We start from the raw sequence: 22,775 nt of genomic DNA on the forward strand, positions 1-22,775 counted from the left end.
GGTGGCACAATTACATGCGTATATTAGATTCATATATTTTGAAAGCTTTCGTTGGGCCATTCTTCTTTGGTGTATTCGCCTTTACGAGTATCTTCGTAGGTACAGGTACTCTATTCCGTATTGCACAATATATTACAGAGTATGGTGCTTCACTGTGGCTCGTGACAAAGGCTTTTGTACTAGCTTTACCTAGTATTGTTATTTTGACATTTCCAATGTCAGTATTGTTGGCGTCACTTATGACGTTTAGTCGTTTGAGTGGCACTAGCGAAATTGTAGTTATGCGGTCCGGTGGGCAGAGCTTTTTACGATTAGCTATGCCGGTGTACATTGTTGCTATGGTGATTTCCTTAGCAGCCGTAGCCTTTAATGAATACGTAGTGCCAAAGACAAATAACATGTACCAAACCATTGTACGTGAAGAAATTAAGAAAAATGCTACACCACAATCACAAGATCATATCGTATTAAAAACGATGGATGGTGATAATCTTGGTACATTAATGTATGCTCGTAGCTATGATAGTACGACAAAACAATTAAAACTAATCACGGTACAACAATTCACTAATGGTGAATTAACACAAGTAGAAAATGCGGATACTGCGGTATGGAATGGTCAAAATTGGATTATGCATTCTGGCATTATCTATGATTTGGCTGCTGATCAAGGTGTAGAACGAACTATGAAGTTTAAAGAACAGATTCTACCAATTACATCAGACCCTAAATCTATAGAGAAAGATCAACGTGAACCATCTGAGTTAACCATTAAGGAATTGCGACAACAAATCAAAGCCTACAAGGCGGGCTATACAAATACGAATAAATTAGAAATGGAAATGTACCAGCGTTTTACGATTCCATTGGCTAGCTTCGTATTTGCTTTGGTAGGGGCACCACTGGGTTTACAAAAAACAAGATCCAGTTCCTCTATTGGGTTTGGTATTAGTATTTTAATTATCTTTATCTACTATGGTGTAATGACCTTCACTGCTGCTCTTGGCAAAGGTGGCGCAATGCCAACATTATTAGCTGCTTTGAGTCCAGATTTGCTAGGAATTATAGCAGGTTTATATTTAAACTGGCGTGTTTCCAAATAATAATAAAGAAAGGAGCATATGATGTTAGTTGGTATACGAATTCTAATTATTATCGCCATTATGGGTGGCCTCATCGCATATATGGGCGATAAGTTAGGTACTAAAGTCGGCAAACGTCGTATGTCTCTATTTGGATTGCGGCCTAAGCATACATCTATCATCGTTACTATTGTTACTGGTCTACTCGTTGCAGCAGCCACTGTTGGGGTACTCACCATTACTTCTGATAGTGTTCGTACTGCATTGTTTGGCATGGATAAACTAAAGGCTGAAATGGCGGATCTTAGTTCTGCAGTAGAGGCTAAAAATAAGGAACTACAAGAACAGCAAGCAAAGCTCAATAAGAGTCGAGCAGAGTTAGCCAGTCGTACATCCGAGCTAGAAACGGTTAAATCCGAAGTGCAAGCTACACAAGCGGAAGTGGAGGAAGCACGTGCTGCTCGTGATTCTATGGGCGAAGAGCTCGTATCTATCCAACAAGCTTATTCTGAAGTGAATAACCAATTAGCTGACTTAGAGGTTACAAAAATGAATATGGAAAGTCATATTGCGTCTTTACAAGTGACCCAGAAGCAATTGGAGTCGGGCATTACCCAATTACGTGAAGGAACGATTCTTTTCCGTGTTAATGAACTATTGGCACAAGCTGTTGTCCGTCCAGGCCTAAGTGCTGCGGATAGTCAAGCAACGATTACCAATATTTTGAATGATACTAATGGCCTCATCCTTCGTCGTCTAGGCCTTGATGAATCTAAATCTGTTGTATTTGTGAGCAGAACAAATATTCAAGAGGCTACAGATGCATTAGCCAATGCACAAGTGCCAATGGTAGTACAAGTTATAGCAGCGGGTAATGTGATTGTGGGCGAGCCAGCGGTAGCTGAAATTCATGTATATCCACAAAATCTGATTTACAAACAAGGTGATATCATCGATAGTACTGTGATTGCAGCCGGTGGTAATGCACAATTTAGCCTAATTAATTTCCTTCGAGAGGTTAATTCTAAGGCTAAGTCTGAGGGTATTATACCTGACTCTCTCTCTGGGGATGTGGGGAATTTGCCAGCCGATGAATTATTTACGGCTATTAAACGGATTGACTCTATGTCAGGCAATGTGAAAGTAGATGCTGTTGTATCAGCTGATACATATTCATCAGGGCCAGTACCGATTCACTTGCGTATTACACAAGTCGATTAATCGTACATTAGCCATTGCTGTTTAAATTATATGATTCCAATAAAGTATATCTCATATAGTATGTATAGTTAGCACGCTTAAAAGGGTGAATTGAATTTTCAATTTGCTCTTTTTTTCGTTGTTGTGGTCCCGTTGATATCACTGGAAAGGGTTTAAACTATGATACAGAGTTTAAATATGATAAAATAAAGAGCACGACAAATAGAAAAAGGAGTTTGAAAATTCATGAGTAAAGCCTATGTATTGGCGGTGGATCCTGGTAATGATAAGACTGGATTAGCCAAACTTTCACGAGATGGTGAGTTAGTAGAACGAGCTATTGTTTCTACAGATAATTTACCAGAAGAAATCGATAATCGATTAAAGAAGCCAAGCACTATTGAACATGTTGTATGTGGCAATGGTACAAATCATAAGCACATTTATCCTCTTATACAAGAGGCAGCACGTCAACATAAGGTGACAACGAGTCTTATTGATGAATCCTATAGTACAGAAGAGGCAAAAAAGTTATACTGGGAATTTAATCCTCCTAGAGGATTAAAAAAAATGGTGCCTCAAGGTATGCGTACTATTCCTGAACCAGTAGATGACTTAACGGCCTTTGTCATTGGTACTCGATATATTAATAAGGAAATTAAAATAGCGGAACGAAAAGCCGCAGAAGAAGCTTTGGCAGCACAGCGCCAAGCAGAAAAACGCAAGGCTCAAGAAGCCGAGGCGGAAGAAATAGAATTTGAACAAGATGTGTTAGAGCACTATACAGATCAAGAGGAAAATAAATAAGTATATAGTAAATATATGTAATGAATCCTACTGACTAGCGGATTCTGAACTGCATATTGGATGGAGGTTACATGAGTAATGAAAAATCCCGCCGTAATTGGCGGAGTATCATCATGCGATGTGTGATGATGATTATTGGTGCATTAATTTATACGATTGGTCTAGATTTATTCTTAGTACCAAATAATATTATTGACGGTGGTGTGGTGGGTATTTCCTTGATGGCAGCCACACTATCTGGATATTCTTTCAGTATTTTCGTTGTATTAATCAATTTACCGTTTCTGTATTTAGGATATCGAGTGATTGGCAAGAGTTTTACACTATCTACTTTGTTTGCTATCGTGTGGATGGCTATATTCTCGCTATTTGCCCATGATGTTGCGCCAGTAACGACAGATCCATTTCTGGGGGCCATCTTTGGGGGCATTATCCTCGGTATAGGGGTAGGTTTGATTATTCGCAATGGTGGTTCCTTAGATGGTTCCGAGGTTGTAGCCATAATTTTTGATAACCGGAGTAGTTTCTCTGTTGGTGAACTCGTAATGGGCATGAACCTTGTTATATTAGGGGCCGCTGGTTTTGTGTACAGCTGGAATAGTGCTATGTATTCTTTGATTGCCTACTTCATTGCGTATAAAATGATTGATGTAACAATCACTGGCCTTGAGGAATCCAAAGGTGTTATGATTATTACGGATGAAAGCAACTCCCAAGCAATTGCAGATGCATTAAATGCACGTCTCGGTCGTGGGGTTACCGTATTATATGGTGAAGGTGGTTATTTAAAACAACCAAAACATGCATTGTATTCCGTAGTAACGCGTTTGGAAATTACTAAATTAAAAGATATCGTATATGAGACGGATTCAAGTGCTTTCATTACCATAAGTGATGTGCATGATGTATTTGGTGGTCAATTCAGCAAGAAAAATATTCATTAAATAAAGGAGCTAATATGTCTGATAAACATAGTAATATAGGCAATACCGTAGTCAAAGAAATTCTAGATTGGATATATGCCATCGTATTGGCATTAGGTATTGCTATGATTATTCATATATTTATTATTCAACCCACACGCGTATCTGGGGAATCGATGGAAAATACATTGCAAAATGGTGAATACCTAATTGTAACAAAATGGACTCACGTAATGAGAGAAACACCTGAGTATGGTCAAATCGTTATTATTGATAGTCGTGTGAATCGTGAAAGAACATGGGCTGATGATATTGAAGAACCTTTGATGAACTACGTAGCTGTTTTTAATAAAGATGCACAAGGTAGTGATGTTTGGGTAAAACGCGTTATTGGTCGTCCTGGTGACACATTAGAATTTAAAGATGGTCACGTATGGCGTAACGGTGAGGAACTACAAGAGGATTACACAAAGGATGCTAAAATGAATTATGTTCGTTCTACTCCTGTGAAAGTCCCAGAAGGCTATGTATTCGTGATGGGAGATAACCGTAATCACTCTAGTGATAGCCGATTCATTGGACCTGTGCCTGTAGATCATGTGCTTGGTAAAGTGGCATATGCTTTTTAGTAACAATATATTTGTTAGTGTATTTGTAGATGAAATATTGTGAAAGCTTAGATTACAATCCTCAGGATAGAAATAGTAGTTTCTGTTCTGAGGATTTTTTACGATTTATAGTTAGAATTTTACTGTGGACAAAATGAGGATACATATATTGATACTAGAGCGGCATATCGAGAAAAATCGTTGGTATAATCTTCGAAACACTATACTATATATGGTGGCTTAAGTTTTTTTGTTGAGAATGAAATGAAAAACACATAGATTTATTTATTATGATTTTTGATTAAATATACTGGTTTATATAAGTGGTGTTAAATAATTAAGTAAGTTTTTTGTAAAAATGTTTGTAAAATCAAATTTATATTCTTATAAAATGATTTTTGTTACATCTCTATAAATAGGCATTAATAAGGGAAATAAAGTGATTATGAGTTTAACATGAACGTATAATTTATAATTTTATAGAAAAATAGACTTTACAGTTAAAATAAAGAATGCTAATATCATCTTGCAACGAAGCACAGATACTTATGTGACGAACATAGACTGAGAATACATGGCGAGGAAACGTGGAAACTCCCAAGGTGATTTTCAAATCTCTGAACGAAACATGATGTAAATGAGCGGGATTGCCAATTTATATTATATTTTTTCAGAAAGAAGGAATTCACAATGAAAAAACAATTCGCAGCAATCTTTGCAGCAACAGCAGTATTGGGTGTAACAACTGCATTCGCAGCTAACCCATTCTCCGATGTAACTCCAGATAGCTGGGCATACCAATCCGTATCCCAATTAGCTAGCACTGGTATCATTAATGGTTACCCAGATGGCACTTTCAAAGGCCAAAACAACATCACTCGTTATGAAATGGCTCAAATGGTAGCAAAAGCTATGGCTAACCAAGACCGTGCTAACGCAGAACAACAAGCTATGATCAACCGTTTGGCTGATGAATTCGCTTCCGAATTGAACAACTTGGGCGTTCGTGTAGCAGCTTTGGAAAATAAAGTGGGTAATGTAAAAGTAACTGGCGATATGCGTTTACGTTACCAAGGTAATGAAAATGAAGGCGTATTAAAAGAAAATAGTAAATCTAAATCTTTATTCGATATGCGTGGTCGTGTACAATTCAATGCAACAGTTAATGAAAATACAGACGCAGTTGTTCGTGTAACTTCTGGTGATATGGAATTTGGTGATTCTAAGTCTAATGATGTTGAAGTTGATCGCGTTTATGTAACACATCGTTTTGGCGATAATGTTAAAGTAACTGCAGGTCGTTACAACCAAGTTATTGGTGCTGGTTTAGCATATGATGACACATTTGATGGTATTAATGCAGTAATCGGTAACGAAAAACTAAGCTTAGAAGCTGCTCATGGTTATATGGTTGATGGCGTAATTAAAGACCATGAACTTGATACTGATGAGAATGCTTCCATGACTTATCTTGCATTAAAAGGTAAAGTTGGTGAAGCAACTACAGTTGGTGGTTTCTGGTTGAACGTCAACAAAAACTTCGATGATAAAGCATACTTAGGTGATGAAGCATATGGTTTCAATGTAGATGCTAACTTCGGCAAAGTTTGGGTTGGTGGCGAATGGATCGATGTTAAAGATGCTGACGATTCCTCCGCATGGGTAGCCGGTATCGGTTATGGTGCGTTTGACCAATCTAAACAAGGTACTTGGGATGTAAAAGCTCAATACTTCGACCAAGACAAAAAAGCTCCAATCGTATCCTCCACTTGGAACCAATTCTATGATGCAACTAACACATGGGGAGAAGGTTATAAAGGTTGGATGGCAACTGTAGACTATGCATTAGCTAAGAATGTTGGCTTGTCTGCATACTATGGTTTCTCTGGCGAAACTCAAGATGGTAATGATCTTGGTGATTACTACCGCGCTGAACTTAACTACCAATTCTAATTTAGTAGTTACAAACTATACACCAGAAAAAAGAACCTCTTCGGAGGTTCTTTTTTCTGGTTCTATAATTAATGTTGGGGTGACACAGACTACTGTGTTACCTCAGCATTATTTTTTTGCACAATTAAATAGGCATATGATACATCTTCGTTTACAATTAAAGTGACCAAACCCAATTGCAAAAGAGATATCAATATGCCTATCACTCATTTTACAGAAAAGTTCTTCAAACTCAAAGCAGAATTTATAAAAGATCATATAATCAATGAATCAAAGCAAGAATATATATTGGATGTTCAGATTCCTGTAAAAGCACATAAATGCCCTTGCTGTAATGAGAAAACGACACAGATCAAAAACTACCGGTTACGAAAGGTTGAACTAGGAATTCAATACAACTACACTATTATCGCTAGATACAACCATAGACGATACATATGCAAGAGTTGTGGTAAAAGCTTCTCTGAAAGCAATCCGTTTGTTAAGAGATACCAACAACTAAGAACATTGTTTAAGCATTATTTAATCGAGTCTTTAGGCGAAATACTGTCTTATACGGCTATTGCTAAACGTTTTAATGTTTCAATTACAACTGTAATTCGCTATTTAGAGAAAATGAAATTGGCGAAACCAAGTAAATTTCCCGTCGTATTAAGTATTGATAAAATTTAAAGGGAACGCTGCTGGGCAAAAGTACCAGGTTATTCTTACAGATCGACAATCGGGAACCATAATAGATATACTTCCTAAACGTGATACTAAAGCCATAGAAGAGTATTTAAGAAGCTTTAATCGTAAAAAGAGACGTGCTGTAAGATTTGTTGTAATCAAGCTAACTGAGATATTAAATGCATTTTATGATATATGGATGGCATATAATCTCAAATTGCGATTTGGCTGGCTTAAAAGGACCTACGGCAAAGATAAAATCGATAACTATATTAGCCATTGGCTAGAACGGGTAAGAGCATCCAAGCTAGATGAATTTAGCCATCTACTAAAAACATTTAATACATGGCGTATGCCTGTAGTTAACGCCTTTCTATTACCATTCTCTAATGGTTTTACAGAAGGTTGTAACAACAAAATTAAAGTACTAAAACGCATAAGTTATGGTCTACGGAACTTCGAACGATTCAGAGTACGTATCCTTATTTTAGGTGCAAAAAATGGCACCAGTTGCAAAAAAGCAACTGATGCCAAAAAGTGTGCATAGTTGAGGTCACCTCAACATTTGACAGAGAACCTTTTTTCTTCTCAATTAAAAATCTAATTGACAGCGCTTTATAAAAATAATGTACTTTGCTTACAAAAAAATGTATATAGGGAGAATGAGATGACTAGGGGGCGCTTACAAAATACTGTACATGAAGGCGTTTGGATTTTTTATGTATTGTTTTTGGAAAGAAGGTTATTTAGTATGAAAAACAATTTGCAACAATCTTTGTAGCAACAGCAGTATTAGGGGTAATAACTGCAATCGCGGCTAATCCATTCTCCGATGTGACTCGAGATAGCTGGGCATACCAATCCGTATCCCAATTAGCATCTGCTAGTATAGTTAATGGTTATCCAGATGGTACTTCATAAATTCGATGATAATGTAGCTGCTTATGGCTATATGATGACTGGTACACAAGGTAATTCTATTCACACTAAATCTCTTGGCAAAGAAGAAAATATCGGAGCTACAGTAATCAATGCTAATGCTAAAGTTGGCAACGCTTTTGGTTTAGGTGCTTTCTATGCTAAATTACAAGACGGTAATGCTTGGCTTAATGGTGTCAAAACACCTGTAGAAGAGCAAGATTTTTATGGTTTCAATACTTCTTATAATTCCAATAAAGTATTTGTAGCTGGTGAATGGTTGAAATCTGATGATTATTCTAATTCTACAGCTTGGGTAGCAGGTATTGGCTATGGTAGTTATAACATGAGCAAAGCTGGCACTTGGGATGTGAAAGCTCAATACTTTGATGCAGAGAAAAATGCAGCATTAGTTTACCCAGCTTGGGATGTAGCTTATGATTTGACTAATACTCATGATGGATTCACAGGGGGTTGGCAATTGCTCGTTATGCAATTCAAAATAATGTAGGCTTAGTTGCATACTATGGCTTTAGCAATAAAACTCAACATGATGTAAATCTTCCTGATTATTATCGTGCAGAACTTAACTACAAATTCTAATTTGTTAGTTGCAATGAAAGAAACCTCGAAAGGGGTCTCTTTTTTCTAGTATCCCAAAATACATATACAGTCAATATACATATTGTAAAAATAGAACTCTATAATTACAGTTGCTTAACTTAGTTTATATCTATATTTTTGAATATTCATGTATTATAAATATGACTCTACATATAGTAGTTGACGATTATACCTTACAAGATATAGATAGAATAAGGACTTATGGGAAAAAGTTATAGAAAAAGCCTTTACAAAAATATACAAATCTTATACAATGATGAAAACAGGGACGTTTTCTATGGAATATGTATTGAATAGTATGAGGAAACATGGACACTCTACAATGAGGATACAGTTCTATAGCAAATGACTTGTACAATTATGTTATTTGTTTTTGTAGAAAGAGGTAATTCTCATGAAAAAACAATTCGCAGCAATCTTTGCAGCAACAGCAGTATTGGGTGTAACAACTGCATTCGCAGCTAACCCATTCTCCGATGTAACTCCAGATAGCTGGGCATACCAATCCGTATCCCAGTTAGCTAGCACTGGTATCATTAATGGTTACCCAGATGGCACTTTCAAAGGCCAAAACAATATCACTCGTTATGAAATGGCTCAAATGGTAGCAAAAGCTATGGCTAACCAAGACCGTGCTAACGCAGAACAACAAGCTATGATTAACCGTTTGGCTGATGAATTCGCTTCCGAATTGAACAACTTGGGCGTTCGTGTAGCAGCTTTGGAAAACAAAGTTGGTAATGTAAAAGTTACTGGTGATATGCGTCTTCGTTACCGTGGTTCTGAAGAATCTGATAAGGTTCTAAACAATGATTCGGATGTAACAAAGCGTACAAAATATGCTTACAAAAAACATAGTAAATTTGACTATCGTGGACGTATCCAATTCAATGCAACTGTAAATGAAGATACTCAAGCAGTTGTTCGTTTAAGCTCTGACAACATTGAGTTTGGTGACTCCGATACTAATGGTGTTATGATTGATCGTGCTTATGTAACTCATAAATTTGGTGACAATGTAAAAGTAACTGCAGGTCGCTACCAACAATTAATTGGCGCCGGTTTATTATACGATGACACATTTGATGGTGCTAATGTAAAAGTTGGTAACGAAAAAGTTCAATTAGAAGCAGCTTATGGTTATCTTATTGAAGGTAACAGTGCAAAGTATAATTTTGATAAGAATACCGAAGATACAAATACTGGATTTACATATGTAGGATTAAAAGGGCAAGTAGCTAATAATACTACATTAGGTGGTTTCTGGGGTTCCTTCAAAGGTAAGATCGATGACGATGTTTACGGCTTCAATTTAAATGCTAACTTCGGTAAAGTTTGGGTTGGTGGCGAATGGACTGACATGGACAATACTAAAGATGCTCAAGCATGGGTAGCTGGCCTTGGTTATGGTAACTATAACATGGCTAAAGCTGGTACTTGGGCGGCTAAAGTTCAATACTTTGATCAAGAATCTGGTGCAATCATTCCTAGCTCCACTTGGAACCAAGCTTACTATGGTAGAGATGTAGATGCTAAAGGTTGGATGGCAACTGCTCAATATGCATTACAAAAAAATGTTGGCTTAGCAGCTTACTATGGCTTCAACTGGGAAACTCAAAAAGGTGCTGATCTTGGTGATTTCTACCGTGCAGAACTTAACTACAAATTCTAATTTGTTAGCAGTACACTTTAATCAGGTAGATCTAAGTTCATATGTAAAAGAACCTCTTCGGAGGTTCTTTTTTTATGCAATATACTGATAAAATGCTATAATAATAGAATACAATTATTTTCAGTCGATACGGGATATCGATACTTTTACAATGAGGAAAATAGGTATGACAATGAAATTTACAGATACTCGTTTGTTAGCAATTGATCTCGATGAGACTTTGCTGCGTTCAGATAATACGGTATCTAATTATACAAAAGAGATTATGAATGCTGTTCGTGGTCGTGGAATAGATATTGTACTTGCTACAGGTCGTATGTATCAGACGGCAGAGCCCGTAGGTAAGGCCCTGGGACTTGGTAATGTACCGATGATTTTGTTTTCCGGCGGTGTGATTCAGGAATTAGAGTCCAAACATATGATATTTGAACGGACGGTACCTCTAAAGGCAGTTCATGAGGCTTTCACCATTGCAAAGTATCATAATTGGCATATGCAGTCCTATGTGAACGATCGACTGTTATGTCATCATCAAAATGCACAATCTGACCTATATGAACGTCAAACGGGGGCAAGGGCAGAGTTTTTAGGTGATTCATTATATGATATTCAAGAGGAGCCAAATAAGCTCATTGTTATCGAAGAGCCTGAGCATATTGATACCATCATTTCCGAATTAGGACCTACCGTGTATGAGTATGTGGAACTCGTACGTAGTCAGGCCAATTTCTTAGAAATTTTACCTAAACATGTTTCAAAAGGGCTAGCATTAGAACATCTAGTGCAACATCGCGAGTATGATACTAGTCATGTTATTTCCTTTGGTAATGCTGACAATGATGTATCTATGTTGTCACGTACAGGCTATTCCGTGGTAGTACAGAATGCAACGGCCTATGTGAAATCTGTAGCGAAGGATCGATGTGGGCATCATGATGAAGATGGTGTGGCTCATTGGATTGAGGAACATATATTATAAGAATTTAGGGAGAAAGAAGTATGGATACATTTCGTTTGCTCATTGTGACAGGTATGTCCGGAGCAGGAAAAACTCAAGTATTACAAGCATTAGAAGATATGGGATACCTTTGTGTTGATAATATTCCTCCCGTATTAATTCCAAAATTGAGTGATATTTGTCGTCAAGGTGGAGACCGTACGAGTCGTGTGGCCCTTGTGGTGGACATTCGAGGCGGGGAATTTTTTAAGGCCTTGTCTGAATCATTAGATACGCTGAAAGAAATGAAAGTGCCTTATGAAATAGTCTTTATGGACGCAACGGACGAAACATTGATTCGTCGATATAAAGAAACACGCCGTAGTCATCCGTTGGCTCCAAGTGGTCGTATTACTACAGGTCTCAAAAAGGAACGAGAAATACTTGATTCCGTCCGCCATCGTGCCGACTACATTATCGATACGACGAACATGAAAACGTCCAAATTAAAGGACTATTTGAAAAAACGATTTACCCAAGTAGAATCTGGTAGGGGCATGTCCATAACGGTAGTTAGTTTTGGATTTAAATTCGGTATTCCTCTTGATAGCGATATGATGTGGGATGTTCGTTTCTTGCCAAACCCATTCTACATTCCAGAATTCCGAAATAAAACCGGTCGAGTGAAGGAAGTAAATGATTATATTCATTCCTTCGAGATTACGGACGAATTTAAGGAAAAATATTTTGATACCATTGATTTCCTCGTACCTAATTATGAAAAAGAAGGTAAAACACAATTTGTGGTGGCTGTAGGCTGTACTGGTGGCATGCACCGTTCTGTGGCTATGGCTGAGGCGTTATATGCACATTTGCTGGAAAAAGGATACCGTGTGTCCATTGAGCATCGTGATATGATGAAAAATAACGTAGAAGAAGACTATAATCCTCATGAAGTGGAAACGTCTCTTGCATAATAGACTGGAGTAATTATGACTCGAAAACGATGGTTCCGGTGGTTAATTCCGGGACTCAATATTAAGCGATGGCTCGCCCTCTTTTCCGTAGGGGTAGGGTTACTCATCATCGGTATTTCTTTGATGTTTAACTATCAATGGCTCGCTGTAGTGGAAGACTTTGTGCTTCAATATTCTTTTGAATTAACAGGTTTTTATAATTATAATATCCTCATTGGTACCGGCCTATTTTTGTTGGCCTTTGGTATTTTGCTGATGTTAATCGGCACTAGTAAGGTTATTAAAACGATTATTCGTGCTGTCTTACCTGTACAAAACAGTAAGGTGTCGGATATGATTTTCCAAAATATCCGTTTAGAAAAAGGACCTAAAATTGTCGTTATTGGTGGTGGAACAGGGCTCTCTAACTTATTGCGTGGGTTGAAGGTTCATACCAATAATTTGACGGCTATCGTAACAGTAGCTGATGATGGTGGATCTTCTGGACGTTTGCGGGAGGATTATCAAATGATTGCCCCTGGGGACTTGCGTAACTGTTTGGTGGCGCTAGCTGAACAAGAGGGCGTCATGGAGGATATTTTTAAATTCCGATTTGATGGTAATGGCGATTTAGCAGGTCATAGTTTTGGCAATTTGTTTATTACAGCCCTTACCCAAGTGCATGGTGGTGATGTGGAGGAGGCCCTCAAGGCCGCTAGTAATTTGCTCCGTGTACGTGGTCGTGTTATCCCATCCTCTACGGAATTAATTAAACTAGTAGCAGAATTGGCAGATGGCTCTATTATCGAGGGTGAAAGTAACATTCCTACCGCTAACAGCCCTATTAAACGCGTCTATAGTCAACCAGCTAATCCGAAACCGGAGGGCGCTGCATTACAAGCCATTGATGAGGCTGATGCTATCATTCTTGGCCCTGGTAGTTTGTATACTAGTATCATTCCAAACCTCTTAACCGATAAAATAGCGGAACATTTACGTGCCAGCAAGGCCAATAAAATTTACATTTGTAATGTCATGACGCAACCCGGTGAAACCGATGGATACAGCGTGGCGGATCACGTAGATGCGCTGCTTCGTCATGGCGGTGAGGGAATTGTGGATACTGTTCTTGTTAATGAAAGCGAACTCACACCAGCTATCATTGAAAATTACCGCAAGGTAGGATCCACACCAGTTGAAATTGACTCTGACCGATTGAAAGCTAAACATATCCGCACTGTGAAGGCGAATCTTGTAGATAACAAAGATACTGCTATTCACAATCATGATCGCCTTGGTAAAGTCATCATGGATATTGTATATGCTATGAAATCAGATATGGAACCAAAGGTACTAGAATATTATTTACAACGTGATGATCATTAACAGAAAGGAGTCCCTATGTCCTTTGCAGAAGATGTGAAAAATGAGTTGTGTTCCTATGAATTTGATACTATTCGTGAATCTAAAGAAGACATTGAATTAGCAATGAAAATCGAAGCCTCTTGCTTGTTGCGCATGGGTGGCTCCATTTTGTTGGGCATGCGGGGCTCTGTAGGGATTCGATTAGCCACAGCCAATAATGCAGTAGCGCGACGCTTGCTTGGTACTTTGCGTAATACCTATGAATTACAGACTAATGTATTAGTACGGCAAGGTTTAAATTTACGTAAGAAAAATATGTATACCCTTACGGTGGAACCCAGTGAAAGAGGGCGTGCAGCTTTAGAATCATTAGCCTTGTGGCCAGTAACGGAACAAATTCCACGGACTTGGTTAAAGGGCATGGAGGCTCGTCGTGCCTTTCTTCGTGGCGCCTTTCTTGGTGGCGGTTCTGTGAATAAACCACAAAGTGATTATCACCTAGAGTTTATGACGGGAAATGAAGCCTTTGCTAAGGAAATTATATATGTATTACGCCTTTTTCACATTGCGGCACGCATGACGGAGCGGAAGGATGAATATATTGTATATTTAAAGGATGGCGATTCCGTTACGAGTTGTCTTCAAATTATGGGTGCCCCATCGGCATTGATGGAATTTGAAAATGTGCGCATCGTAAAAACAGTACGAAACCAAATTAATCGGCAAGTGAATTGCGAAACTGCGAATTTACAAAAGGTTGTAGATGCAGCGGTGCGACAAATTAATGCTATTCGTATTATCGAAGAGCATCAAGAATTATCTGATTTACCAGTGAAGTTACGGCAAGTAGCGATATTACGCAAGAAAAATCCTGAGGCTAGTTTAAAAGAATTAGAAGAAATCATGGATGGAGCTCTGTCGAAATCTGGGATTGGTCATCGGTTAAAAAAAATTGAGGCTCTGGCATTAGAGTATGATTCCCATGGGTTAGATGAAATATAAGGATTAAGGAGTGGTCAGAGATCACTCCTAATTATATGAAATGAAAAGTTACGAAGTTATAGAGATTCGTACTTGAAGGATAGAAAGGGATAGAATGTTTTTTAAGAAATTAGGGAAATGGATTACTACAATTATTGCTATGACAGGGACTTTTATGGGTGGTGCTCATGCGAAGAATATTGACCTTGTTAATTCTGGTTATTTTGGGTTTACCCCATTGCCAGTGTCTGTTGTGAGTGATCGATATACCTTGTTACTGTCAGATAGTCCGGAGTACGTTGGTCCAGAAGGTGGCGTATTGAGTGCAGGAACGCTAAAAGGACTAGGCAGGATTTACTTTTACCATGTAAATGACATGGTGGAGGATCATAAAATTGCCATTGTACTAGAAAATAAATCGGGTAAACAGAATACGGTAACCATTCATCGGATGCTCAAGACAAAACCGACAGAGGATTATTTTGCAGTGGGGCGTGAGTTATCCAAGCTCGATTTAGAGCAACCACTCAGTTCTGTATTAGGCACAAATCCATATGTAACACCAAAGGAAAAGAAAAAATTCAAAAGGAAGCAAGAAACAATTACCTTACAACCGCATAGTCGCCAATTGATTTTCAAAGACCTTGAAAAGGTTCATGTAAAAAAAGATAATTTGTTCTCAGGCCTCGTTGATTTCACATCTACTGATGAAGTGTATGCGCGCGTTATGATGTTACCGATGAAGGTGAAATCTCTAGGGGCCGCCTACACGGCGAAGGAATTACCTATTGATGAAGTTCGTTTGCGCGGCACTTATACAGGCATGCTACGAACCTTGGCGGTTAATAGCGTGTATGATTCTAGTCTTGGTGGCGCCTATGTAGAGGTGGCTAATGACCGGGAGGATCCATTTATTCAAGGTGTGGATGAAATGAATCACAATGATGCAGTGACTGACCGTGGTAATTATGGCGTATCTTATGATATGACATTGTATACAAAGGGGAATGAACCATTCCGTTTGTACTTTAATCCATTAGGTGGCGCGTACTCTGGTTCCTTTACGATCAATACGACACATTCTAAAAATAAAAATGCTAAGGTGACAACAGAAACGTATCAAGTGGGTGGCGGTGATGTGCCATACCTAGGTCATCAAACGGTTCTGGATTCTATGCAAATGGGATCCTATCACGGTGGTGATACATTGCACATTCAATTTATGCCAGCTGGCGCATCCAATTTGCCAGTTCGTTTCTTGTTGATTCCAGAGGCTCTTGTAGTGGACAAGTTTGAAATTCCTGTAACCCACTATGTGCCGGAAACACCAACGGTCGATAATACGGATGTAGGTAATGTAAACTTAGCGGATTTACATTGACTTTCACCAGTAATTTCAGTACAATAGATACAGGATAAATGCATAACATGGTACGAGAGACCATGGCATTTCACAACACCTTTTAAATTGGTCCAGAGAGGCTAGTAAAGGAACATAGTTATAGTGCCCGTAATGGGTTTCTTTGTGTAAACTATCAGACCTTTTGCCTCGGCAAAAGGTCTTTTTTACTAGTCAGATGCGTTAGGAGGCAATAATGGGACAAGTTAGCTTGAAGGGCAAACACTTATTGGGTTTGCAAAATGCAACGCCAGAAGAAATCAAATTGATTTTGGATGTGGCGAAAAAAATGAAAAAGGTTGTTTTGTCTGATGATAAAAAAATCCCTTATTTAAAAGGTAAAGCCATTATTAACTTATTCATGGAACCAAGTACACGTACACGCAGTTCTTTTGAACTTGCTGGTAAATATCTTGGTGCCGACGTTATCAATATTACGCCCAGTGGTAGCTCTATGGGCAAAGGTGAAAGCTTCCGCGACACACTATTGACATTGTCCTATATGGGTACAGATGCCATCGTAATGCGTCATAAAGCAGAAGGTGCACCTCTCTATGCTACGAAGGCAGTAGATCCAATCATCATCAACGCTGGCGATGGTGCTCATGAACATCCAACACAAGCCTTGTTAGATATGTTTTCTATTATGGAAAAGAAAGAAACATTAGAAGGTAAAAAAATTGTTATTGTTGGTGATATTTCCCATAGCCGTGTAGCGCGCTCTGACATTTACGGTATGACCAAAATGGGGGCGGACGTGCATTTGGCTGGTCCACGCACAATGGTATATCCAGAACTTGAAAAATTAGGCGTTACCGTTCATCATGACGTGCGTGAAGCTGTTGAAGGCGCTGACGTTGTGAACGTCCTACGCATTCAATTAGAACGTATCAATGCGGCTCTATATCCAACAAACCGCGAATATGCACGAATTTTTGGTATCAATCAAGACGTATTGAAATTGGCAAAAGACGATGTAATGGTATTGCATCCAGGCCCAATGAACCGCGGTCTCGAAATTTCTCCTGATGTAGCATATTGGGATCAATCAATGATTCAAGAACAAGTACGTAACGGTGTGTCCGTTCGTATGGCAGTATTGTACTTAACAATTCATGGAGGTGACGGTAGTGAGCTTGCTGATTAAAGGTGGCACGGTAGTCAATCCGGCAAAACAACAAAATGAAATCGCTGATGTATTAGTGGAAAATGGTAAAATTGCAGCCATTGGTCAAAATCTTGAGGCTCCTAATGCAGAGGTATATGATGCGACAGGTCTTATCGTAGCGCCTGGGTTAATCGATATTCATACACATCTTCGTGAACCTGGCCAAGAGGCGAAAGAGGATTTCCATTCTGGTACACAAGCGGCCGCTGCAGGCGGTTTCACACGGGTTGTGACAATGGCGAATACAACGCCTGTAGTGGATAATGCACCACTTGTGCGCGGTTTGCAAAAACAAGCGGAATTAACAGGCGTGGTGAAAGTAGAATTTATCGGTGCTGTATCTAAAGGGTTAGAAGGTAAAGAGTTGGCTGAAATGGGAGATATGGCTGAGGCTGGCGTTGTGGCTTTCTCTGATGATGGTCATTACGTAGAAAGTGCTGCGTTCATGCGTCGTGCGCTTGAATATTCGTCCATGTTCAATAAAATGGTTATCGACCACGCAGAGGACGTAACTATGTCTAAAAATGGTCATATGCATGAAGGCATTGTGTCTTATGAATTAGGTGTTATCGGTCGTCCTGCAGCAGCGGAAGATGTAGCGGTGGCTCGCGACATTTTGTTATCTGAAATGACTGGTGGTCATATTCACATCGCTCACGTAAGTAGTAAAAACACTGTAGATATGGTGCGACGTGCAAAAGCAAAAGGTTTGAACGTTACTTGTGAAGTAACGAGCCAACATTTATCTTTCACAGATGAATATTTACGCGAGTATAATCCAGCTTTCAAAATGGCACCGCCAATTCGTTCAGAAGATCATCGTCAAGCATTATTGGACGGTTTAAAAGATGGCACTATTGACGCTATCATCACTGACCATGCACCACATGCATTTGAAGAAAAAGACCAAGAGTTCTGCTGTGCACCGAATGGTTTCAGCGGCCTTGAAACATCCTTGGCTGGGGTCATCACAAATGCCTATGGCGACGGTAAATTAACCATCGACCAAGTGGTATATGCTATGAGTACTCGTCCAGCTGAATTGATGCGCCTCGATGCAGGTGTTCTTGAAGTCGGTAAAGATGCAGACATTACAGTATTTAGTACTACAGAACAATGGACTGTAGACCGAAATAAATTCTACACAAAAGGTAAAGTTAGCCCATTCGATGGTATGACTGTAACTGGTAAAGCAAAATTAACAGTAGTTAATGGCGAAGTTGTTATGAAGGAGGGAGTCGTACTTCAATGAAAGGTAAATTAGTATTAGAAGATGGTTCCGTATTTGAGGGAACTATCCTAGGCGGCGCCCCAGTAGTTGGCGAAGTTGTGTTTAACACAGGGATGACAGGATATCAAGAAATTTTGACTGACCCATCTTATGCAGACCAAATCATTACATTGACCTATCCACTCGTGGGAAATTATGGTACGCTCAATGCTATCACACAAGGGCCTAAACCATATTGCCGAGGCCTCATCGTTGGCGAATTATGTGACTCCCCATCTAACTGGCAAAATGAAGGTTTATTCAGTGAATACCTTCGTTTACATGGCATTCCATGCCTATATGATGTAGATACTCGTGCTATCACTCGCGCTATTCGTAGCCATGGTGTTATGAAAGGCGTGCTCGTACGTGCTGATTTTCCTGATGAAGAAATTCAAAAATATTTTAAACAAGAATTGCCAACAGACCAAGTTATGCGTGTTACTACAAAATGGCAAGGTATTCGTGGCGATAAAAATGCTGAATTTCATGTAGCAGTTATGGATTACGGCGTAAAAGAAAATATTTTGAAATCCTTAGAAGTAGCTGGTTGCCGTTTAACAATCTTCCCTGCAGATTCCAAAGCAGAAGACGTATTGGCAGTTAATCCAGATGGTATCTTCTTGTCTAACGGCCCTGGAGACCCTCAAGATCTTGGTTATGCTGTAGAAGAAGTAAAAAAAATGTTCGGCAAAAAACCAATCTTTGGGATTTGCATGGGGCATCAAGTTTTGGCACAAGCATTTGGTGCTAAAACATTTAAATTGAAATTCGGTCATCGTGGCTCTAACCATCCTGTACAAGACTTACGTACAAAACGCGTGTATATTACATCTCAAAATCATGGTTTTGCAGTAGATGATACAACATTACCTGATTATATAGAAGTAACACACCGTAGCGTGAATGATAATACTGTAGAAGGTATGCGTCATAAAGAACTAGATATCTTCTCCGTACAATATCATCCAGAAGCGTCCCCTGGACCTACTGATAACTTGTATTTATTTGATGAATTTGAAAATATGATGAGAAAGGGCAAATAAGATGGAAGCTAAAAAAGTACTCGTAATTGGATCAGGCCCAATTATTATCGGTCAAGCAGCTGAATTTGACTATGCAGGTACACAAGCTTGCCGTTCTTTGCGAGAAGAAGGCTACAAAGTTGTCCTTGTAAACTCTAACCCAGCGACCATCATGACTGATACTGACATCGCTGATCGCGTATATGTAGAGCCAATCAGTCTTGAATTCGTAACAGAAGTTATTAAAAAAGAACGCCCTTGGGGTCTATTGGCAACATTAGGTGGTCAAGTAGGCTTGAACATGGCTGTTCAATTGTCTGAAGCAGGCGTATTAGAAGAATACGGTGTAAAACTATTAGGTACTACACTAGAAGCGATTAAACATGCGGAAGACCGTGAATTGTTCAAAGAAGCAATGAACGAAATTAACCAACCAGTGCCTGAATCCGATATCTTTAACGATTTGGAAGAAGCCGTAGCCTTCGCTAATCGCATTGGTTATCCAATCATTATCCGTCCAGCCTACACATTAGGTGGTACTGGCGGCGGTATTGCTCATAACGAAGATGAAATGTATGAAATCACTCGTCGTGGTTTGAAACTTTCACCAATCCACCAAATTTTGGCGGAACGTTCTGTAGCGGGCTGGAAAGAAATTGAATACGAAGTAATGCGCGACAGAGCAGATAATTGCATTATCGTATGTAATATGGAAAATATTGACCCAGTAGGCGTTCACACAGGCGATTCCATCGTTGTGGCACCAAGCCAAACATTGAACGATTTACAATACCAAATGTTGCGTACTGCATCCGTAGATATCATTCGTTACCTAAAAATCGAAGGTGGTTGTAACGTACAATACGCGTTGAACCCAGATAGCAACGAATACATTGTTATCGAAGTTAATCCTCGTGTATCCCGTTCCTCCGCATTGGCATCCAAAGCAACTGGTTATCCAATTGCAAAAGTAGCGGCAAAAATTGCTGTAGGCATGACACTTGATCAAATTACAAATGCCGTAACAGGCGAAACAAAAGCATGTTTCGAACCAACATTGGACTATGTGGTAACTAAATTCCCACGTTGGCCATTCGAAAAATTCAACTTGGCTGACCGTACATTGGGTACACAAATGAAAGCCACTGGCGAAGTTATGGCTATCGACCGTACATTGGAAGGTTCCTTGCTCAAGGCTATCCGTTCCTTGGAAATCGGTTTAGACCATATTGAACTCAAAAAAATCTCTCATGAAAATATTGAACAATTGATAGAGCGTTTACATTTAGTCGATGACGAACGCATTTACGTAGTAGCAGAAGCATTGCGTAAAGGTATTAATGTAGAAAAAATTCACTACATCACTAAAATTGACACATTCTTCCTAGAAAAAATCAAAAATATCGTCAATGTAGAAAAAGCGTTGGCGAAAGATGGTTTAACACCAGATGTATTGCGTACAGCAAAACGCTATTCTATGACTGATGCGGTTATCGCTCGTTATGCGAACACAACAGTAGACGAAGTATTGAAAATGCGCGAACAAAACAACTTGTTCCCAACATATAAATACGTAGATACTTGTGCAGCAGAATTTGAAGCGCATACACCTTACTACTATAGTGCCTACGCGCAAGAAGACGAAGTAGTACCACGCGGTGAAAACAGCGTTGTAGTTCTTGGTTCCGGCCCTATCCGTATCGGCCAAGGCGTAGAATTCGACTACTGCTCCGTACATTCCTCTTGGGCGTTACGCAAAGCAGGCATGCAATCCATCATCATCAACAATAACCCTGAAACAGTAAGTACCGATTTTGATACATCTGATAGCTTGTACTTCGAACCATTAACAGTGGAAGACGTTATGGAAATCATCCGTAAAGAAAAACCTGTGGGTGTTATTGCTCAATTCGGTGGTCAAACAGCAATCAACCTTGCGGGTCCTTTAGCACAACGAGGCGTTAAAATCCTCGGTACATCCGTAGATAGCATCGACATGGCGGAAGACCGTGAACGTTTTGATGATCTATTAGCTGAACTCGGTATACCTCGTCCAGTAGGTGCTCTTGTAACATCTGATAAAGAAGCGCAAGAAGCAGCTAAAAAATTGAAATATCCATTGATTGTACGTCCTTCCTACGTATTAGGTGGCCGTGCTATGGAAATCGTATACAACGATAAAGAACTTGATGTGTACATGAAAGAAGCCGTAGTGGCATCTAAAGAGCATCCAGTATTGATCGACCGTTACATGGTAGGTATGGAAGTGGAAGTTGACGCTATCTCTGATGGTACAGACGTTTGCATCCCTGGTATCATGGAACAAATTGAACGTGCCGGTGTTCACTCTGGTGACTCCATGGCGGTATATCCAGCACAACATTTGAGTCAAGACATCATCGACCAAATCGTTGATTACACTCGTCGTATTGCAATCGGTCTAAATGTAAAAGGTGTGCTTAACATCCAATACATCGTGGCTGACGGTGAATTAAACGTAATCGAAGTTAACCCACGTTCCAGCCGTACCGTTCCTTTCATCAGCAAAGTAACTGGTATCAACATGGTAGAATGTGCGACACGCATCGCATTGGGTGAAACATTAGATTCCCTAGGATTACAAAAAGGTTTAGTGCCTAATAAACCATACGTGGCTGTAAAAGCACCAGTATTCTCCTTCTCCAAAATGGGCCTTGTAGAAATCGCCCTTGGACCTGAAATGAAATCCACTGGTGAAGTTATGGGGATCGGTCGTACCTACTCTGAAGCCTTGTTCAAAGCCATCAATGGTGCGAATATGAGAATTCCTGAGGATGGAACTATTATGATGACTGTGGCAGACCGCGATAAAGAAGAAGCTAGCCAATTGGCAAAAGGCTTCATCGAATTGGGTTACCATATCGAAGCAACTGGTGGTACTGGTAAATACTTCCAAGACCATGGCGTTAACTGTACAGTAGTTAACAAAATCTCCGAAGGTGATGACAACTGTGCAGACCACATTCGTCAAGACAAAGTTGACCTTGTATTGAATACATTGACAGCTGGTAAACGTCCTGAACGCGAAGGGTTCCAATTGCGTCGTTTGGCGGTGGAAATGGGTACACCTTGTTTAACTAGCCTTGATACTGCTCGCGAAGTATTGCGCGTAGTGGCAAGTCGTAAAAACAATGCTAACTTTACTGTAGAAGCATTACAAGATTTTGAAATGGAGTAAT

Annotated in this window: 18 protein-coding genes and 1 pseudogene; all 19 read left to right on the forward strand. The window is 39.4% G+C overall.

The genetic code is table 11. The features are described 5' to 3' along the window. The first annotated feature begins 14 nt into the window (after nucleotides 1–14). The gene (locus RVY80_RS07625; protein WP_295190577.1) at nucleotides 15–1,103 is read left to right on the forward strand and encodes an LptF/LptG family permease; all 1,089 of its coding nucleotides are present in this window, start codon (nucleotides 15–17) and stop codon (nucleotides 1,101–1,103) included. A 21-nt stretch (nucleotides 1,104–1,124) separates the two neighbouring features. Beyond that, the gene (locus RVY80_RS07630; RefSeq protein ID WP_317330130.1) at nucleotides 1,125–2,303 is read left to right on the forward strand and encodes a DUF3084 domain-containing protein; all 1,179 of its coding nucleotides are present in this window, start codon (nucleotides 1,125–1,127) and stop codon (nucleotides 2,301–2,303) included. A 225-nt stretch (nucleotides 2,304–2,528) separates the two neighbouring features. After that, entirely contained in the window at nucleotides 2,529–3,089 is a 561-nt protein-coding gene (locus tag RVY80_RS07635) for a RuvC family protein (protein WP_295190571.1), read from the forward strand. A 71-nt stretch (nucleotides 3,090–3,160) separates the two neighbouring features. Beyond that, nucleotides 3,161–4,033, forward strand: coding sequence for a YitT family protein (locus tag RVY80_RS07640; protein ID WP_317330132.1), 873 nt, complete (start codon nucleotides 3,161–3,163; stop codon nucleotides 4,031–4,033). 14 nt (nucleotides 4,034–4,047) lie between these two features. Next, a complete protein-coding gene (lepB, locus tag RVY80_RS07645; protein WP_295190565.1) occupies nucleotides 4,048–4,641 on the forward strand; it encodes a signal peptidase I in 594 nt (197 codons plus the stop codon). A 669-nt stretch (nucleotides 4,642–5,310) separates the two neighbouring features. Next, nucleotides 5,311–6,573 (forward strand): S-layer homology domain-containing protein, encoded by a 1,263-nt coding sequence (locus tag RVY80_RS07650; protein WP_317330133.1) that lies wholly within the window; start codon nucleotides 5,311–5,313, stop codon nucleotides 6,571–6,573. A 288-nt stretch (nucleotides 6,574–6,861) separates the two neighbouring features. After that, nucleotides 6,862–7,245, forward strand: a complete 384-nt coding sequence (locus tag RVY80_RS07655; protein WP_317330134.1) for a helix-turn-helix domain-containing protein — start codon at nucleotides 6,862–6,864, stop codon at nucleotides 7,243–7,245. Next, nucleotides 7,232–7,789, forward strand: coding sequence for a transposase (locus RVY80_RS07660; RefSeq protein ID WP_317330135.1), 558 nt, complete (start codon nucleotides 7,232–7,234; stop codon nucleotides 7,787–7,789). Before RVY80_RS07655 ends, RVY80_RS07660 begins: the two co-directional genes overlap by 14 nt. Before the next feature lie 224 nt (nucleotides 7,790–8,013). Continuing rightward, nucleotides 8,014–8,763: pseudogene (locus RVY80_RS07665) on the forward strand (S-layer homology domain-containing protein). A gap of 415 nt (nucleotides 8,764–9,178) precedes the next feature. Then, nucleotides 9,179–10,456 (forward strand): S-layer homology domain-containing protein, encoded by a 1,278-nt coding sequence (locus RVY80_RS07670; RefSeq protein WP_317330136.1) that lies wholly within the window; start codon nucleotides 9,179–9,181, stop codon nucleotides 10,454–10,456. Between the two features lie 166 nt (nucleotides 10,457–10,622). Continuing rightward, complete coding sequence (locus RVY80_RS07675) at nucleotides 10,623–11,435, forward strand: Cof-type HAD-IIB family hydrolase (protein ID WP_317330137.1); 813 nt, start codon at nucleotides 10,623–10,625, stop codon at nucleotides 11,433–11,435. Nucleotides 11,436–11,455: 20 nt separating this feature from the next. Then, a complete protein-coding gene (gene rapZ / locus RVY80_RS07680; protein WP_317330138.1) occupies nucleotides 11,456–12,370 on the forward strand; it encodes an RNase adapter RapZ in 915 nt (304 codons plus the stop codon). Between the two features lie 15 nt (nucleotides 12,371–12,385). After that, complete coding sequence (locus RVY80_RS07685) at nucleotides 12,386–13,735, forward strand: gluconeogenesis factor YvcK family protein (protein ID WP_317330139.1); 1,350 nt, start codon at nucleotides 12,386–12,388, stop codon at nucleotides 13,733–13,735. Nucleotides 13,736–13,750: 15 nt separating this feature from the next. Next, complete coding sequence (whiA, locus tag RVY80_RS07690) at nucleotides 13,751–14,716, forward strand: DNA-binding protein WhiA (protein WP_317330140.1); 966 nt, start codon at nucleotides 13,751–13,753, stop codon at nucleotides 14,714–14,716. A gap of 94 nt (nucleotides 14,717–14,810) precedes the next feature. After that, nucleotides 14,811–16,076 carry a hypothetical protein gene (locus RVY80_RS07695; protein ID WP_317330141.1) on the forward strand — a complete coding sequence of 422 codons (1,266 nt, stop codon included), beginning with the start codon at nucleotides 14,811–14,813 and terminating at the stop codon, nucleotides 16,074–16,076. A gap of 214 nt (nucleotides 16,077–16,290) precedes the next feature. Then, complete coding sequence (locus RVY80_RS07700; protein ID WP_295191292.1) at nucleotides 16,291–17,241, forward strand: aspartate carbamoyltransferase catalytic subunit; 951 nt, start codon at nucleotides 16,291–16,293, stop codon at nucleotides 17,239–17,241. After that, nucleotides 17,225–18,514 carry a dihydroorotase gene (locus RVY80_RS07705; RefSeq protein WP_317330143.1) on the forward strand — a complete coding sequence of 430 codons (1,290 nt, stop codon included), beginning with the start codon at nucleotides 17,225–17,227 and terminating at the stop codon, nucleotides 18,512–18,514. Before RVY80_RS07700 ends, RVY80_RS07705 begins: the two co-directional genes overlap by 17 nt. Then, a complete protein-coding gene (carA, locus tag RVY80_RS07710) occupies nucleotides 18,511–19,578 on the forward strand; it encodes a glutamine-hydrolyzing carbamoyl-phosphate synthase small subunit (RefSeq protein ID WP_317330144.1) in 1,068 nt (355 codons plus the stop codon). The genes RVY80_RS07705 and carA overlap by 4 nt, the downstream gene beginning before the upstream one ends. Nucleotide 19,579: 1 nt before the next feature. Beyond that, nucleotides 19,580–22,774: a carbamoyl-phosphate synthase large subunit gene (gene carB, locus RVY80_RS07715; protein ID WP_295192281.1), complete on the forward strand. Its 3,195-nt coding sequence runs from the start codon at nucleotides 19,580–19,582 to the stop codon at nucleotides 22,772–22,774. Nucleotide 22,775 lies beyond the last annotated feature (1 nt).

The sequence above is a fragment of the Veillonella absiana genome (genome assembly GCF_032970865.1).
In the GTDB taxonomy this organism is placed as follows: domain Bacteria; phylum Bacillota; class Negativicutes; order Veillonellales; family Veillonellaceae; genus Veillonella; species Veillonella absiana.